Here is a 14,625-nt window from a genome sequence, read left to right as displayed (position 1 = left end):
CGAGACCACCTTCCCGCCGCTGCCGTCGGTCACCAAGGCCATTGCCGAGGCGGTCGAGCTGTCGAACCGGTATCCCGACAACCACGCCGTCGAATTGCGCGGCGCGCTCGCGGATTTCCTGGGTGTGGAGATCGAGAACGTGGCGGCCGGCTGCGGCAGTGTGGCGCTGTGCCAGGAGCTGGTGCAGATCACCTGCCGCGATCCCGAGGACGAGGTGCTGTTCGCGTGGCGCTCGTTCGAGGCCTATCCGATCGTCACGCAGGTGGCGGGGGCCAAGGCCGTGCGGGTGCCGCTGGACGGTGAATTCACCCACGATCTGGACGCTTTGGCGGCGGCCATCACGCCGAACACGCGCGTGGTGTTCGTCTGCAACCCGAACAATCCGACCGGTACCGCGCGCGGCAAGGCCGAGATCGTCGAGTTCCTCGACAAGGTGCCCGGCGATGTCCTGGTGGTGCTGGACGAGGCGTACTTCGAGTACCTGCGCATGCCCGCCGAGGACTTCCCCAATGGCGTCGAGCTGGGCCGCACCCGCCCGAATGTGCTGGTGCTGCGCACGTTTTCGAAGGCGTACGGCCTGGCCGGTCTGCGCGTCGGGTACGCGGTGGGCGCGCCCGAGGTGATCACCGCGCTGATGAAGGTGCACATCCCGTTCAGCGTGAGCCGGGTGGCGCAGGCGGCGGCCATCGCCTCGCTGGAGGCGCGGCACGAGCTGCTCGAGCGCACCGATGCCGTTGTGGCCGAACGCGATCGCATGCGGGAGGCGCTGCTCGCGGCGGGCTACCGGGTGCCGGTGAGCCAGTCCAATTTCGTGTGGCTGCCGCTGGGCGATCGCAGCGCCGAATACGGTGCGGCCAGTACCGAAGCCGGGGTCATCATCCGGCCCTACGGCACGGACGGCGTGCGCGTCACGGCGGGCGATCCGCACGAGAACGACGCGTTCCTGCGCTTCGCCACCGATCCGGAGATCGTCGCGCGGTTCCTGGGCTGATCCAACGGGCTACCCGATCCCCAGCCCGGCCGCCATGGTCGGCCAGGAGCGGGACAGTTCGTCGGCCCAGTAGGGCCAGGAGTGCGTTCCGGTGGGCCGCCGGTTCACGATGGCCGGGATGCCCAATTGCGTGAGCCTGTCGGCCAATTGGCGGGTGCACATGTCGGCTCCCGCCTCGATGGGCCCGCCGAACAGCACCGCGTTGCGCAGATCCGGGTTGCCGGGGGTGTCGTGCTCGCCGGGCAGGCCGCTGCCGGAGGACAGGTAAACGGCCTTGCCGCGCAAGGCTTCCGCGTGCGCGAGCACATCGTGGGCCGCCCATTGCGGATTGTCGGCGGGGCCGAACATGTTGTCGGCCTCCCCGCCGAAGGTGCCGATCACCGCGCGCGCCTGCGCCTGACCGAAGTCGGAACTCATTGCGTAGCAGCCGCTGTGGGCCGCCACGGCGCGGTAGAGCCCCGGATTGCGGGTCGCCAGCATCATGGCGGCCTCCGCGCCCATGGAGACGCCCTGCAGCCCGTTGCTGCCGTCGCCCTGGAAGCGGGCGTCGATGAGCGGCGGCAGTTCCCGGGTCAGGAAGGTCTCCCAGCGGTTGGTGCCGAGCTTGGGATCGCTGCGCAGCCAATCGGTGTAGTAGCTGGCGGGGCCGCCGAGGGTGAAGACCACGTTCACGTTCTTGTCGGCGAAGAAGCGCAGCGCGCCGCCGCGGGCGGTCCAGTTGTTGGCCTCGGTGGAGGCGCTGCGGCCGTCGAGCATGTAGACGGTGGGGCGGGGTGCGTCGCGGTGCGCGGGGAGCAGCACCTGGATGTCGACGGTGCGTCCCATGGCCGGGGAGGCGACCGAGACGCCGAAGAGGTTGCCGGACAGGGGTTCCACGCGTTCGATGCGGGCCTGCCCGGGATGCACCGGGTCCACGCCGGGCGCGGATTCCTCGTTGGAGCCGGTCTCGACGGGCGGGTCGGACAGGGCCGAAGGGCCTTGTGCGGTCAACGCACCGGCCAGCAGGACGGCACCGGTGAGGGCACCGAGGAGGCGGGACGCGCGGCGGCTGACCACTCAGCCACATTTACCAGAAACGATCAATCGGCGGCGAGATCACGTTCCCAGCGCGCCTCGATATCGGTGTAGCGCCACACCGCGAGCGCCACCGCCCAGGTGAGCACGAACAGTCCGACGATGAGGTAGCCGAGGCTGCCCAGGTCCAGATTGCCGATCCAGGCGATGAAACCCGAAGAGATGTCCAGCTTCTCGACGAAGATGGACACGATCTCCTGCACGCCGATGAGCAGCGCCACCGCCACCGAGAGCCCGGTGATCACCAGGTTGTAGTAGATCTTGCGGACCGGCCGGGCGAATGCCCAGTCGTAGGCGTGGCTCATGAACGCGCCGTCGAGCGCGTCGAACAGCGCCATGCCCGCCGAAAACAGCAGCGGCAGCACCAGAATCGCGTACCAGGGCAGTCCGGTGGCGGCCGCGCCGCCCGCGATGACCAGCAGGCCGACCTCGGTGACGGTGTCGAAGCCGAGCCCGAACAACAGTCCCACCGGGTACATCTGCCAGGGCTTGCGCACCAGTCGCATGACGGGGCCGAGCATCCGGTTGAGCAGACCGCGTTCGGCGAGTGCGCTTTCCAGCTTCGCCTCGTCGAAGTCGCCGCCGCGCATGCGCCGGTACACCTTCCAAATGCCAACCAGCGACGCCAGATTCAACAGTCCGATGGCGATGAGGAAGCTGCCGGAGACGCTGGTCCCCCACAGCCCGGTCCAGCGGTGCAGGCCCGAGCCCTCGTTCTCGATCGATCCGGCCAGCGCCCGCACGCCGAAGGCGAGCAACGCCACCATCACGAACACGATGCTGGAATGTCCCAGCGCGAACCAGAATCCGACGGTCCGCGACTTCTCACGCCCGTTCTCGGCCACCAGTTTTCGCACGGTGTTGTCGATGGCGGCGATGTGATCGGCGTCGAAGGCGTGCCGCATGCCGAGGGTGTAGGCGGTGATCCCGAGCCCCACCCCGAAGACCGAACCCTGCACCACATGATGGCTCGGCGCCACGAACAGCAGCAGGGTGCCCCAGCCGAGCAGATGGAGGGCGAGCACGGCCAGACCCATACCGATCCAACCGCGCACGCACACACCTCATCCTCGACAAGACTTGGCGGAAGCGGAGGGATTTGAACCCCCGGTCGCTTTCACGACGCTCGCTTTCAAGGCGAGTGCATTCGGCCGCTCTGCCACGCTTCCAGGCGGTTGATACTAACTGATGGCGCGTGCGGTCTGCCCCGGACTTCCGATAGGCGGGCGGCCGTCAATCGATATCGGCTATCTCCCGGATTCCGGCCCGGTGGTCGGCGGCCTGGTTCACCAGGTCCAGGGCGGCGGCGACGGCGGCCAGTTGCTGCGGGGTGAGCAGATCCACGAAGAAGCGGCGCACGGCCGCGACATGCCCGGGCGCGGCCGCGCGTAGTCGGCGCATGCCCTCGTCGGTGAGCTGGGCCAGCACGCCGCGGCCGTCGTCCTCGGCGGCAATGCGGCGCACCATGCCCTGGGTCTCCATGCGGCGGATCTGGTGGGTGAGGCGGCTGCGGGAGGAGAGCACGCCGTCGGCGAGATCACTCATGCGCAGCGCGCGGCCGGAGGCCTCGGAGAGCTTGACCAAGATGCGGTAGTCGGCGAAGGAAAGGTCGCAGTCGCGCTGCAGCTGCCGGTTGAGGTCGGCCATGAGCCGCTGGCTGCCGTCCATGTAGGCCCGCCACGCCCGCTGCTGGTCGGGGGTGAGCCATCTGGGCTCGGACGCGGCCCGGCCTCCGGTGTCGACGGCCACCCGCTGGTTGTTGTGATGGCGCTTGATCGCTTCTCCTCGGCTCGGCGGCCCGGACACATCCCAGAGCAGTGTTCCTCCCCCGTCACACCGCTAAACGCGGTACGAGGAGATCATGGTGCGGCTCAGGTCGTGCGGACCGGTGCAGCCCGAAAGTCCCATGGCCGCATCGAAATCCGCGAGCAGGGTGCGCAGCGCGTGGCGCACGCCGTCGGCCCCCGCCAGGCCCAGACCGTACACCCAGGGACGGCCGTACAGGACGGCCTTCGCGCCGAGCGAGAGCGCGATCATGACATCGGAACCGGTGCGAATCCCGGAGTCGAACAGCACATCCGCGCGATCGCCCACGGTGGCGACAATGGTGGGCAGGGCGTCCAGCGCGCCGATCGCGCCGTCCACCTGGCGGCCGCCGTGATTGCTCACCACCACCGCGTCCGCGCCCGCGTCCACCACCTGGCGGGCGTCGTCGGGGTGCAGCACGCCCTTCACGGCGATGGGCAGTTCGGTCCAGTCGCGCAGCCGGGCGATATCCGCCGGGCGCAGACCGTGATTCCCGAAAAGTCCGATCCAGGTGAGGATCGCGGCGCGCATCGCGTCCTCGCTCTCCTCGGGCGGGGCGGCGAGCTTGGCGCGGAAGACCGGATCCGACAGGTAGTTGGCGATCCCCTTGCCCTGCAGGAACGGCAGGTGCCCGAGCCGCAGATCGCGCGGCCGCCAGCCCAGGCTCGGGGTGTCCGCGGTGACGACAATGGCCTTGGCTCCGGCCTTTTCGGCGCGTTCGACGAAGGAGCGGGCCAACTCCATGTCATCGGGCCAGTACAGCTGATACCACCACTCCCCCGCCCGCTCGCCGACCTGCTCGATGGTCGAGGAGGCGGCGGTGGACAGGCACATGCCGAGGCCCAGTTCCCGGGTCACCTCCGCGACCACGGTCTCGCCGTGCTCGTGCAGCAACCCCAGGACGCCGATCGGCGCGGTGAGAATCGGTGCGGCCAAATGGGTTCCGAGCACCTCGACGGAATGGTCGCGCACACCCGGGCCACTCGCGCCGCGCAGAATTCGCGGCAGCAGCCGGTATTTCTCGAAGGCGGACAGATTGGCGTGCGCGGTGCGTTCGGACGACGCGCTGCCCGCCACATAAGCGAAGGCCGCCGGATCCAGCACTTCCCGAGCCCGCTCTTCCAGACCCGCCGCCGTCATCGGTAGCGCCGGGACGGTGCCCGCCAGGCCGGAGAGATAGATCTCGTTCTGGAAATCGACGAAACTGCTCATGCCCCGGAACGCTAGTACCTTCCACCCCGGCGCGTAGGGGGTCGAAGTTACTTTCCCAGAGCGTAACTTTCGGGTCCGGAAATACCGGACTACGTCACTGTTTTCGCAGTCGCGAACTCAGTGCTTCGGCAACCGCCAACTCAGCGTTTGCGCACGCGAACCAGGGCGCGGGGCGCGTCGTCCGCGACGAAGCCGGACATCGCCATGGCCGCCAGGATGACCATGCCGCCGAGGACGGCGAGGGTGGTGAACATGGATGCTCCTCTCGATTACCCAACCCACGGTGCCGGGTGAAGCTGAGCGGATGCTGTGCCCACACCGAGGGTGGCCTGACAGTAATCGGTGGGATCCGGTCGTACGCTCGTTTTCATGTATGCGGTGACGCTCGACGGTTTCGGTGGGCCCGAGGTCATGAAATGGGCGCAGGTGGACGATCCGCCCGCGCCCGGACCGGGCGAGGTGGCGATCGATGTGGTGGCCGCGGGGGTGAATCGCGCGGACCTGCTGCAACGGCAGGGTTTCTACCCGCCGCCGCCCGGGGCCAGCGAGATCCTGGGCCTGGAGGTGTCCGGGGTGGTCGCGGAAGTCGGTGCCGGGGTGCGGGATTGGCGGGCCGGGGACCGGGTGTGCGCGCTGTTGTCCGGCGGCGGCTACGCCGAGCGGGTGAACGCGCCCGCGACGCAGCTGCTGCCGGTGCCGGAGGGATTGGATGTGGCCGCGGCGGCCGCGCTGCCGGAGGTGGCGGCCACGGTCTGGTCCAATCTGGTGATGACCGCCGGGCTGCACAGCGGGCAATTGCTGCTGATTCACGGGGGCGGCAGCGGAATCGGCACGCACGCCATCCAGGTGGCGCGGGCACTGGGCGCGCGGGTGGCGGTCACCGCCGGTTCGCAGTTCAAGCTGGACCGGTGCCGGGAATTGGGCGCGACGGTGCTGATCAATTACCGCGAGCATGATTTCGTGACGACGCTGCACAGTGAATATCCCGGCGCGGACATCATTCTCGACGTGATGGGCGCGGCATATCTCGAGCGGAATGTCGAAGCGCTGGCCGAGGATGGGCACCTGGTGGTGATCGGCATGCAGGGCGGGGTCAAGGCGGAATTGAATCTCGGTGTGCTGCTGGGCAAACGGGGTTCGATTCACGCCACCAATCTGCGCAGGCGTCCGGAACACGGGCGCGGTTCCAAAGCGGAGATCATCACCGAACTGCGGCGGCACCTGTGGCCGCTGATTTCGGACGGCACCGTCGTCCCCGTGGTGTCGGCCGAAATCCCGGTCACCGATGTCGCCGAGGCCCACCGCCTACTGGACTCCGACCAAACGGTCGGCAAGGTCGTCCTGCAGATCCGGGAGCTCTAGGTATCCAGCGCGGCGAGCGCCCTGCCCAGCTGTTCGATCTCGAATCTCGTTGTGTAGGGCGCGAGTCCGATGGTCACCGCGCCGCCTTCGTCATTGACGCCCAGCGCGTCGAGAAGGCGGCTGCCGCCGTGCGAGCCGCTCAGCGTGCCGATGCGGGCGTCGGCCAGCTTGGCCGAGACCTTCTCCGCCTGCATGCCCGCGATGGTGAAGCTGACCGTCGGGATGCGGGTGGAGGCGCGGCCGATGACCGTCAGGTTGGGGATGGTGTCCAGCACGGCCATCAGATCCTCGAAGAGCTGATCGTGGTGGTCCTGCAGGGAGGTGATCGACATTTCCAGGCGCTCCCGGCGAGTGCCCTTGGCGCGCTCGTCGAGGGAGGCCAGGTAGTCGATGGAGGTGGTGAGCCCGGCCAGTAGCGCGTACTGGTGGCCGCCCACCTCGAGCCGTTCCGCGCCCTTGGCATAGGGATTCAGCGACATGGACGGAATCCGGTCCAGGAACGCGGGATCGCGGAAGACCAGCGCGCCGATCTGCGGGCCGCCCCAGGCGGGGGCGCTGAGCGCGATCACATCGGCGTTGAGTTCGTCGATGTCGATGAGCGCGTAGGGCGCGGCGCCGAAGCAGTCGGCGACCAGCAGACCGCCGACCTCGTGCACCCGGTCCGCGGCCACCCGCACCGCGGGCGCGGAGCCGACGATGGGCGAGGCGGCCGTCAAGGCCACCAGTCGCGCGGTGGGCCCGATCAATTCCTCGAACTGCCAGGCCGGCATCTCGCAGGTCTCGATCTCCACTTCCGCCCAGCGCACATGCGCGCCATAGCGATTCGCGATGCGCAGCCACGGCGCGACATTGGCCTCGTCATCCAGACGCGACAGCACGATCCCGGTGCCCAGACCCAGCCTGGAACTCAGCGATTCGGCCAGCCAGGCCAGCAGTACCGCGCGGTCCGGACCGAGCACCACACCCGCCGGGTCGCCGCCGACCAGATCGGCGACGGCCTCGCGCGCGGCCTCCAGGATCGCGGCGCTGCGCTGGGCCGCGCCGTGCCGGTTGGAGTGCGAGAAGGCGGAGGTTCGGAAACCCGTTGAGACGGCCCGGGATACCGAATCCGGGACCAACATGCCCGCTTGCGGGTCGAGGTGGATCCAGCCGTCGCCCAGGGACGGTATGAGGCCCCGCACCCGTGCGACGTCGTAAGTCATGCTGGCCACTCTAAAGGGAGAGGGCACAACTGGGTAACGGTAGGCATGGAAGCGGTCTTCGAGACCGGGACGACCTGCATCTACCGCACAAACTGGACGGGACGTCTTCGGCCCGGTCTATCCACGGCTTCGTTTTCGACGGCGCCGGCCGTTACACACGCGGATTCGAGCAGGTCTCATCCTGAGAGTTTCGAGAGTTGGCGGGTGGGCCCCTTAGCGGGTTCGGCGGGGATTCGGCAGGATGGGGGCATGACGCAATCGGATGGGGTTCCGGAATCCATTGTCGTGGTCGGGCCCGAGGGCAAGCCGCTGTTCATCCCGGCGGCCGCGCAGATCGGCGGCGAACCGGTGGAGATCACCGGACAGTTTGTCGGCGAGCACGATTCACGCGATTCGGATGAATCTCGCGATACGGAATCGCTGGCCGACATGGTGGAGCAGCCCGCGAAGGTCATGCGCATCGGCACCATGATCAAGCAACTGCTCGAGGAGGTCCGGCACGCGCCGCTGGACGACGCCTCCCGCACCCGGCTGCGCGAGATCCACCGCACCTCCATCCGCGAACTGGAAACCGGTCTGGCGCCCGAACTCCGCGAGGAGCTCGAGCGGCTGGCCCTGCCCTTCACCGACGACACCGTGCCGTCCGACGCGGAACTGCGCATCGCGCAGGCGCAGCTGGTGGGCTGGCTCGAGGGTCTGTTCCACGGCATCCAGACCGCGCTGTTCGCCCAGCAGATGGCGGCCCGCGCGCAGCTGGAACAAATGCGCCAGGCGCTCCCGCCGGGCGTCAGCCACGGCGGTGACGCGCGCGGCCAGCAGAGTTCGGGCGGCGGACAGTACCTCTGACGAGGTGTCCGGAGACACAGCCTGCCGCAGATATGTCGGGGTCGGCGGCAGGTTCTCGTCGCAATGGGATAGCTATTAGATAAGGTCGGGTCTTGTGCCTGCTGCTGCTCCCCCCGACTCGGTCGAGGCCGAGGCGACCCCGGACAATTCTCCGGTGCCGCTAGTGTCGGATTCCCAGACGTTCCGTCGCGCGTTCAAGGACTTCCGTGACGGATTCGGCCAGCGTGAGCTGTGGCTATCGCTGGGCTGGCAGGACATCAAGCAGCGCTATCGCCGCTCGGTGCTGGGCCCGTTCTGGATCACCATCGCCACCGGCGTACAGGCCGCGGCCATGGGATTCCTCTACGCGACCCTGTTCCATCAGCCGCTGCACACCTACCTGCCCTATGTGACGGTCGGCCTGATCGTCTGGAATGTCATCAATGCCAGCATTCTCGAGGGCTCGGATGTCTTCATCGCCAACGAGGGGCTGATCAAACAGCTGCCGTCGGCACTGAGCGTGCACGTGTATCGCCTGGTGTGGCGGCAGTTCCTGTTCTTCGCGCACAACCTGGTGATCTATCTGGTCATGCTGGTGGGCTTCGGCGTCTGGCGCGATCTGCACTGGACGGCGATCCTGGCGATTCCGGGCATCCTGCTGCTGTTCGCCAATGCCATGTGGGTGTCCATCGCCTTCGGCATCTTCTCCACCCGCTACCGCGATATCGCGCCGATCCTGGGCAGCATGACCCTCATGCTGTTCGTGCTGACGCCGGTCATGTGGAGCACCAAGTCGCTGCACGATCAGGGCGGCGCGGTGAGCGAGCGCGCCAGGCTGGTCGAGCTGGTGCCGACCTACCATTACCTGGAGATCGTGCGCGCGCCCCTGCTCGGGGAGCCGCAGCCGCTGCGGTCCTGGATCGTGGTGCTGGCCATCACCGTGGTCGGCTGGGCCGTCGCCGTCCTGGCCATGAAGCAGTTCCGTTCCCGCGTCCCCTACTGGGTGTGAAGGCTCAATGACCGACCATGTGAGTATCGAAACCCAGAACGCGTGGGTGGAGTTCCCGATCTTCGACGCCAAGTCCCGTTCGCTGAAGAAGGCGTTCATGGGCAAGGCCGGCGGCGCCATCGGACGCAATCAGTCCGATGTCGTCGTGATCGAGGCGCTGCGCGATATCAACCTCTCGCTCAAGGAGGGCGACCGGGTCGGCCTGGTCGGTCACAATGGCGCGGGCAAATCGACGCTGCTGCGCCTGCTTTCGGGCATTTACGAACCGACCCGCGGCAGTGCGCGCATTCGCGGCCGCGTGGCGCCGGTCTTCGATCTCGGTGTCGGCATGGATCCGGAGATTTCCGGGTACGACAACATCATCATTCGCGGATTGTTCCTCGGCCAGACCCGTAAGCAGATGCTCTCCAAGATCGATGAGATCGCCGATTTCACCGAGCTCGGCGAGTATCTGGAGATGCCGCTGCGCACCTACTCCACCGGTATGCGGGTGCGACTGGCCATGGGCGTGGTGACCTCCATCGATCCGGAGATCCTGCTGCTCGACGAGGGCATCGGCGCGGTCGACGCGGAGTTCATGAAGAAGGCGCGAAACCGCCTGCAGCAACTGGTCTCCCGCTCCGGCATTCTGGTCTTCGCCTCGCATTCCAATGAATTCCTGGCGCAGCTGTGTGATTCCGCTCTCTGGATCGACCACGGCAACGTGCGAATGCACGGGGGTATCGAGGAAGTCGTGCGAGCCTACGAGGGCCCGGAAGCGGGTGATCACGTGGCGCAGGTGCTGCGGGATCTGGAACGTGAACGTGAACCGGAACGGAATCCCGTATGAGTGAGCAGTCCACCCCTGTGTACGGCGACGATGCGCGCATTGTCGCCATCGTCGTCACACACAAGCGCCGGGAACTGCTGGCCGAGTCGCTGAAGGTGCTCGCGAGCCAGACCCGGCCGATCGACCATTTGATCGTGGTGGACAACGGCAATGAGGCCGAGGTCGGCGAGCTGGTGAAGCAGCAGCCCATGGAGACCACCTACCTCGGTTCGGAACACAATCTCGGCGGCGCGGGCGGTTTCGCGCTCGGCATGCTGCACGCGCTCACCCTGGGCGCGGACTGGGTGTGGCTGGCCGACGACGACGGGCGGCCCGAGGGCCCGGAAGTGCTTGCCACGCTGTTCGATTGCGCCAAGCGGCATCAGCTGGTCGAGGTGTCGCCGGTGGTCGCCGATATCGACGATCCGGACCGGCTGGCCTTCCCGCTGCGCCGGGGCGTGGTGTGGCGGCGGCTGCGGTCGGAGCTCGGCGACGAGGATTTCCTACCCGGCATCGCCTCGCTGTTCAATGGCGCGCTGGTCTCCGCGGAGGCCGTGGACAAGATCGGCGTGCCGGATCTGCGGCTGTTCGTGCGCGGGGACGAGGTGGAGGTGCACCGGCGGCTGGTGCGGTCGGGGCTGCCGTTCGGCACCTGTCTGCAGACCGCGTACCTGCATCCCAACGGTTCGGCCGAGTTCAAGCCGATTCTCGGCGGCCGCATGCACACGCAGTACCCGGACGATCCGGTCAAGCGGCACTTCACCTATCGCAACCGCGGGTACCTGATGGCGCAGCCGGGTATGCGAAAGCTGTTGCCGCAGGAGGTCGCCCGCTTCGGGTGGTTCTTCCTGGTACAGCAGAAGGATCCTGCGGGGCTCATGGAGTGGGTGCGCCTGCAGCGGATGGGTCGCCGCGAGCAGTTCGACAAGCCCGAGAACTGACCGGAAAATACGTTGCGCGGACGGGGACAGCCTGAGAAGGTTGTCCCCGTTCTTGTTGGGCGCGGTCGCTTCGGTGACGGCATGAGGAGAGATGGGAGGTGGAGTTACGTGATGACGGTCTTGCGGATTGCCGTGCCCGCGCCCAGGCGCGTGGCCAGCGTATCCACCTCGAATTCCTCTCGCTGAGTCCGCGATTCGGGCTCGGCCCGTCAAAGGACTCCACAAATGGCATCGGTCGATTTCGACCTGCTCGTTCCCTTCGGCTGGAACTCCGCTCTCGCCTCCGACTACCTTCCGCTGCTCGGTGACGATCTGATTCCGGCCCGCGTGATCCGCATGGATCGCAGCGAATGCGATATCGCCGCACCCCTTCCCACCGCCGACTTCCAGAGCCGGTTGACGGCCGCGGTTGTCCGAGCCCAGCTGCCTCGCTCGGATTCCGAGATCAGCGGGCTCTGCACCGGCGACTGGGTGGCCATCGATCGCGGCCGCACCGTGCGTGCGCTGCTGCCGCGCCGGACCGCCATCGTCCGGGCGGCCGTTTCCGGGCAACCCGATTCCCGCGCCAAATCCGCGCATCAGGTGCTGGCCGCGAATGTCGATACGGTGCTGGTCTGCACCGCCGGTGACGGGGATGTCGACCTCGGGCGCATCGAGCGGCTGCTCGCGCTGGCCTGGGAATCCGGCGCCCAGCCGACCGTGGTGCTCACCAAAGCCGATCTCGCGCACGATATTCCGATCGATGCCGTACGCGCCGCCGCGCCCGGCGTGACGGTGGTGGCGGTCAGCGCCTCCACCGGCGTCGGCATGGATGTGCTGGGGGCGCTGTTGGTCGGCACGGTCGCCCTGATCGGTCCGTCCGGTGCGGGCAAGTCCACCCTCGCCAACGCGCTGCTCGGCGCGGAGGTGTTCGCCACCAACGCGGTTCGCGAGGGTGACAAGCGCGGACGGCACACCACCGTGCACCGGGAATTGCGTCCGTTGCCGGGCGGCGGCACCCTCATCGACACCCCGGGGCTGCGGTCGGTCGGCCTCTGGGATGCCACCGAGGGCATCGGCCGCACCTTCAGCGATATCGAATCCCTCGCCGCACAATGCCGTTTCACCGACTGCGCACACGAGACCGAACCGGGTTGCGCCGTACTCGCGGCCATCGAATCCGGTGCGCTGCCCCGGCGACGCCTGACCAGCTACCGCAAGCTGAGCCGGGAGAACGACTGGCTGGCGTCCCGCAGCGATGCTCGGGCGCGCGCCGAGCGCACCAAGGTGTGGAAGCAGATCAACAAGGACCAGCGCCGCATGTACAAGGAGCGGGGCGGCAAGCAACGCTGATCCGACCGGACCCCGTGCCACCTCACCCTGACCGAGGTGGCACGGGCCGATGGGTACCAACGAGCGGTCAGTAGGTTGGTGGGATGAATGCGAACCCGCTACCGACGCGCGGCCCCGGTGCCGCGCTGCGGTGGGTCGCGAACCAGGTGCGGGCGCTGCCGGGGGCGGTGGCCTATCTGCTGGTCGGAGGCCTGACAGCGGCGGCATCGATGTTCGCGATCGTCGGGTTGCTGCTCGTGGCCGGGGCCAGCTTCGGAGGCGTGGGCATTCCCGCGATCCCCGAGTACCTGCGGTTGATCCGGCCGCTCATCGACTTCGAACGGCGGCGGGCGGGCCAACGACTGGGTGCGCCCATCATGGTGGTGTATCGGCCGATGACCGGCGGGCTGCGGCAGCGGCTGCGGGCCGCCTTCGGCGACCCGGCGAACGGCCGGGACATCGCCTGGCTGTGCGTGCACGCGCTGCCCGGCATGGTGGTCGCGCTGTTCGCGCTCGGGTTGCCGCTGGGCATGCTGAATCAGCTGGCGATTCCGGTGTACTGGCGGTTGGTGCCGCCAGGCTCCCCAGTGGACAGCTTCGGATTCGTCGTCGATTCCTGGCCACTGGCCGCGTGCAGCGCCCTCATCGCGATTCCCTTGGCCGCCTTGGTACTCCGATTGCCCGCCGTGGCCCGCTGGCAGGCGCTGCTGGCACGCACCCTGCTCGGACCGGCCTCGGGCGCCGAACTCGCGGTCCGGGTGGCGGAATTGACCGCGACGCGCGCGGCCGCCCTGGATGCGCACGGCGCGGAGTTGCGGCGGATCGAACGGGACCTGCACGACGGTGCACAAGCGCGTATCGCGGCGGTGATCATGCAGCTGGGGCTGGCCGACCAACTGCGGCAACGGGATCCGGCCGCGGCCGACGATCTGGTCCGCAAGGCGCAGGAGACCGCGGAGGCCGCGTTGTCGGAACTGCGTGACGTCGTGCGCAGCGTGTATCCGCCGGTTCTCGCGGATCGTGGTCTGACCAGTGCGATTTCGGCGCTGGCAGCCCGATCCCCGATTCCGGTTGAACTCTTGGTCGGCGATGCCGAGTCGCACACCCCGCCGGTCGGCAGACGGCCGGCCGCGGTCGAGGCGGCCGCCTACTTCGTGATCACCGAGGCGATCACCAACGCCACGAAACATTCCGGGGCGCAGCACCTTCGGGTAGCGATCGGAGGCGAGCCGGACCTGCTCACCGTGGTCATATCGGATGACGGAATCGGCGGGGCTCGGGAGATCGATGGTGGCGGTCTGGCGGGGATTCGGCGGCGGGCCGAAGCGTTGGACGGGCAAATGACGCTGAGCAGCCCGGCGGGCGGGCCGACCATATTGCGAGTGGAGTTGCCGTGTGGATCGTGAGGGAATCGGTGGATGAGGTGGTGACATCATGCGGGTGGTGATCGCCGAGGACGATGCCCTGCTGCGCGAGGGGCTGGCGCTCTTGCTGAAGACCGCGGGCATCGAGGTGGTCGCGGCGGTCGACAATGCCGACGACTTCCTGCGGATCGTCACCGCCGACCGGCCCGATGCGGTGGTCGTGGATGTGCGGATGCCGCCCACGTTCACCGATGACGGGTTGCGGGCGGCGGTGCGGGCCAGGGAGATTCATCCCGGGCTGCCGGTGCTGGTGCTGTCGGCGTGGGTGGAGGACAGCTATGCGGCCGAACTGCTCGGGGACGGGGCGGGCGGGATCGGATATCTGCTCAAGGAGCGGGTCGGGAAGGTGGATCGGTTCCTGGATTCGCTGCGGCGGGTCGCCGAGGGCGGGACGGCCATGGATCCCGAGGTGATCTCGCAGCTGCTGGTGCGGCGCAAGACCGATGATCCGCTGGCGGCACTGACCCCGCGCGAGCGGGAGGTGCTGGCGTTGATGGCCGAGGGGCTCGACAATGGCACCATTGCCGAGCGCCTCGTGGTGTCCGAAGGCGCTGTGCTCAAACACATTCGGAGCATCTTCGCCAAGCTGGGGTTGTTCGCCGACGAGGTGGGGCATCGCCGGGTACTGGCCGTGCTCGCCTATCTCAATGCCGGATGATC

General features: G+C 68.0%; 14 protein-coding genes and 1 tRNA gene. 9 read left to right on the top strand and 6 right to left on the bottom strand.

The window, feature by feature from the left end; genetic code table 11:
* The coding region (locus ON43_RS00900; protein ID WP_040802413.1) for a pyridoxal phosphate-dependent aminotransferase at positions 1-991 on the top strand (991 nt) is incomplete at its 5' end.
* 9 nt (positions 992-1,000) lie between these two features.
* Here ON43_RS00900 and ON43_RS00895 read toward each other — a convergent pair.
* The 5 genes from ON43_RS00895 to ON43_RS00875 all read right to left on the bottom strand — a co-directional run bounded on the left by ON43_RS00895 (position 1,001) and on the right by ON43_RS00875 (position 5,083).
* Positions 1,001-2,047 (bottom strand): alpha/beta hydrolase, encoded by a 1,047-nt coding sequence (locus tag ON43_RS00895; protein WP_040802411.1) that lies wholly within the window; start codon positions 2,045-2,047, stop codon positions 1,001-1,003.
* A gap of 23 nt (positions 2,048-2,070) precedes the next feature.
* A complete protein-coding gene (nicT, locus tag ON43_RS00890) occupies positions 2,071-3,102 on the bottom strand; it encodes a Nickel transporter NicT (RefSeq protein ID WP_040802409.1) in 1,032 nt (343 codons plus the stop codon).
* Positions 3,103-3,146: 44 nt separating this feature from the next.
* Positions 3,147-3,234, bottom strand: a tRNA-Ser gene (locus tag ON43_RS00885).
* Positions 3,235-3,298: 64 nt separating this feature from the next.
* The gene (locus tag ON43_RS00880) at positions 3,299-3,733 is read right to left on the bottom strand and encodes a MarR family winged helix-turn-helix transcriptional regulator (RefSeq protein ID WP_083913066.1); all 435 of its coding nucleotides are present in this window, start codon (positions 3,731-3,733) and stop codon (positions 3,299-3,301) included.
* Positions 3,734-3,904: 171 nt separating this feature from the next.
* Positions 3,905-5,083 carry a lactate 2-monooxygenase gene (locus tag ON43_RS00875; RefSeq protein ID WP_040802408.1) on the bottom strand — a complete coding sequence of 393 codons (1,179 nt, stop codon included), beginning with the start codon at positions 5,081-5,083 and terminating at the stop codon, positions 3,905-3,907.
* 369 nt (positions 5,084-5,452) lie between these two features.
* On the opposite strand from ON43_RS00875, the gene ON43_RS00870 reads away from it, so the two are divergent.
* Entirely contained in the window at positions 5,453-6,445 is a 993-nt protein-coding gene (locus tag ON43_RS00870; RefSeq protein WP_040802406.1) for an NAD(P)H-quinone oxidoreductase, read from the top strand.
* Here ON43_RS00870 and ON43_RS00865 read toward each other — a convergent pair.
* Positions 6,442-7,647, bottom strand: coding sequence for a cysteine desulfurase-like protein (locus ON43_RS00865; RefSeq protein ID WP_040802439.1), 1,206 nt, complete (start codon positions 7,645-7,647; stop codon positions 6,442-6,444). The two genes, ON43_RS00870 and ON43_RS00865, sit on opposite strands and share 4 nt — an antisense overlap.
* A gap of 249 nt (positions 7,648-7,896) precedes the next feature.
* On the opposite strand from ON43_RS00865, the gene ON43_RS00860 reads away from it, so the two are divergent.
* The 7 genes from ON43_RS00860 to ON43_RS00830 all read left to right on the top strand — a co-directional run bounded on the left by ON43_RS00860 (position 7,897) and on the right by ON43_RS00830 (position 14,623).
* Complete coding sequence (locus tag ON43_RS00860) at positions 7,897-8,493, top strand: bacterial proteasome activator family protein (RefSeq protein ID WP_040802404.1); 597 nt, start codon at positions 7,897-7,899, stop codon at positions 8,491-8,493.
* Between the two features lie 154 nt (positions 8,494-8,647).
* Complete coding sequence (gene wzm / locus ON43_RS00855; protein ID WP_051177724.1) at positions 8,648-9,481, top strand: galactan export ABC transporter permease subunit Wzm/RfbD; 834 nt, start codon at positions 8,648-8,650, stop codon at positions 9,479-9,481.
* 7 nt (positions 9,482-9,488) lie between these two features.
* On the top strand, positions 9,489-10,310 hold the full coding sequence (wzt, locus tag ON43_RS00850) for a galactan export ABC transporter ATP-binding subunit Wzt/RfbE (protein ID WP_040802399.1): 822 nt from the start codon (positions 9,489-9,491) through the stop codon (positions 10,308-10,310).
* Positions 10,307-11,230, top strand: a complete 924-nt coding sequence (gene glfT1 / locus ON43_RS00845) for a galactofuranosyltransferase GlfT1 (RefSeq protein ID WP_051177723.1) — start codon at positions 10,307-10,309, stop codon at positions 11,228-11,230. The genes wzt and glfT1 overlap by 4 nt, the downstream gene beginning before the upstream one ends.
* Before the next feature lie 225 nt (positions 11,231-11,455).
* Positions 11,456-12,562 carry a ribosome small subunit-dependent GTPase A gene (gene rsgA / locus ON43_RS00840; RefSeq protein ID WP_040802394.1) on the top strand — a complete coding sequence of 369 codons (1,107 nt, stop codon included), beginning with the start codon at positions 11,456-11,458 and terminating at the stop codon, positions 12,560-12,562.
* An 83-nt stretch (positions 12,563-12,645) separates the two neighbouring features.
* Positions 12,646-13,947 (top strand): sensor histidine kinase, encoded by a 1,302-nt coding sequence (locus ON43_RS00835; RefSeq protein WP_051177721.1) that lies wholly within the window; start codon positions 12,646-12,648, stop codon positions 13,945-13,947.
* Between the two features lie 28 nt (positions 13,948-13,975).
* Positions 13,976-14,623 (top strand): response regulator, encoded by a 648-nt coding sequence (locus ON43_RS00830; protein ID WP_040802391.1) that lies wholly within the window; start codon positions 13,976-13,978, stop codon positions 14,621-14,623.
* The last annotated feature ends 2 nt before the right edge of the window (positions 14,624-14,625 follow it).

It is taken from the genome of Nocardia concava NBRC 100430, assembly GCF_000308815.1.
In the GTDB taxonomy this organism is placed as follows: domain Bacteria; phylum Actinomycetota; class Actinomycetes; order Mycobacteriales; family Mycobacteriaceae; genus Nocardia; species Nocardia concava.
Note: the sequence above shows the minus strand (reverse complement) of the source record. Positions and strands in the feature narration are given on the sequence as shown.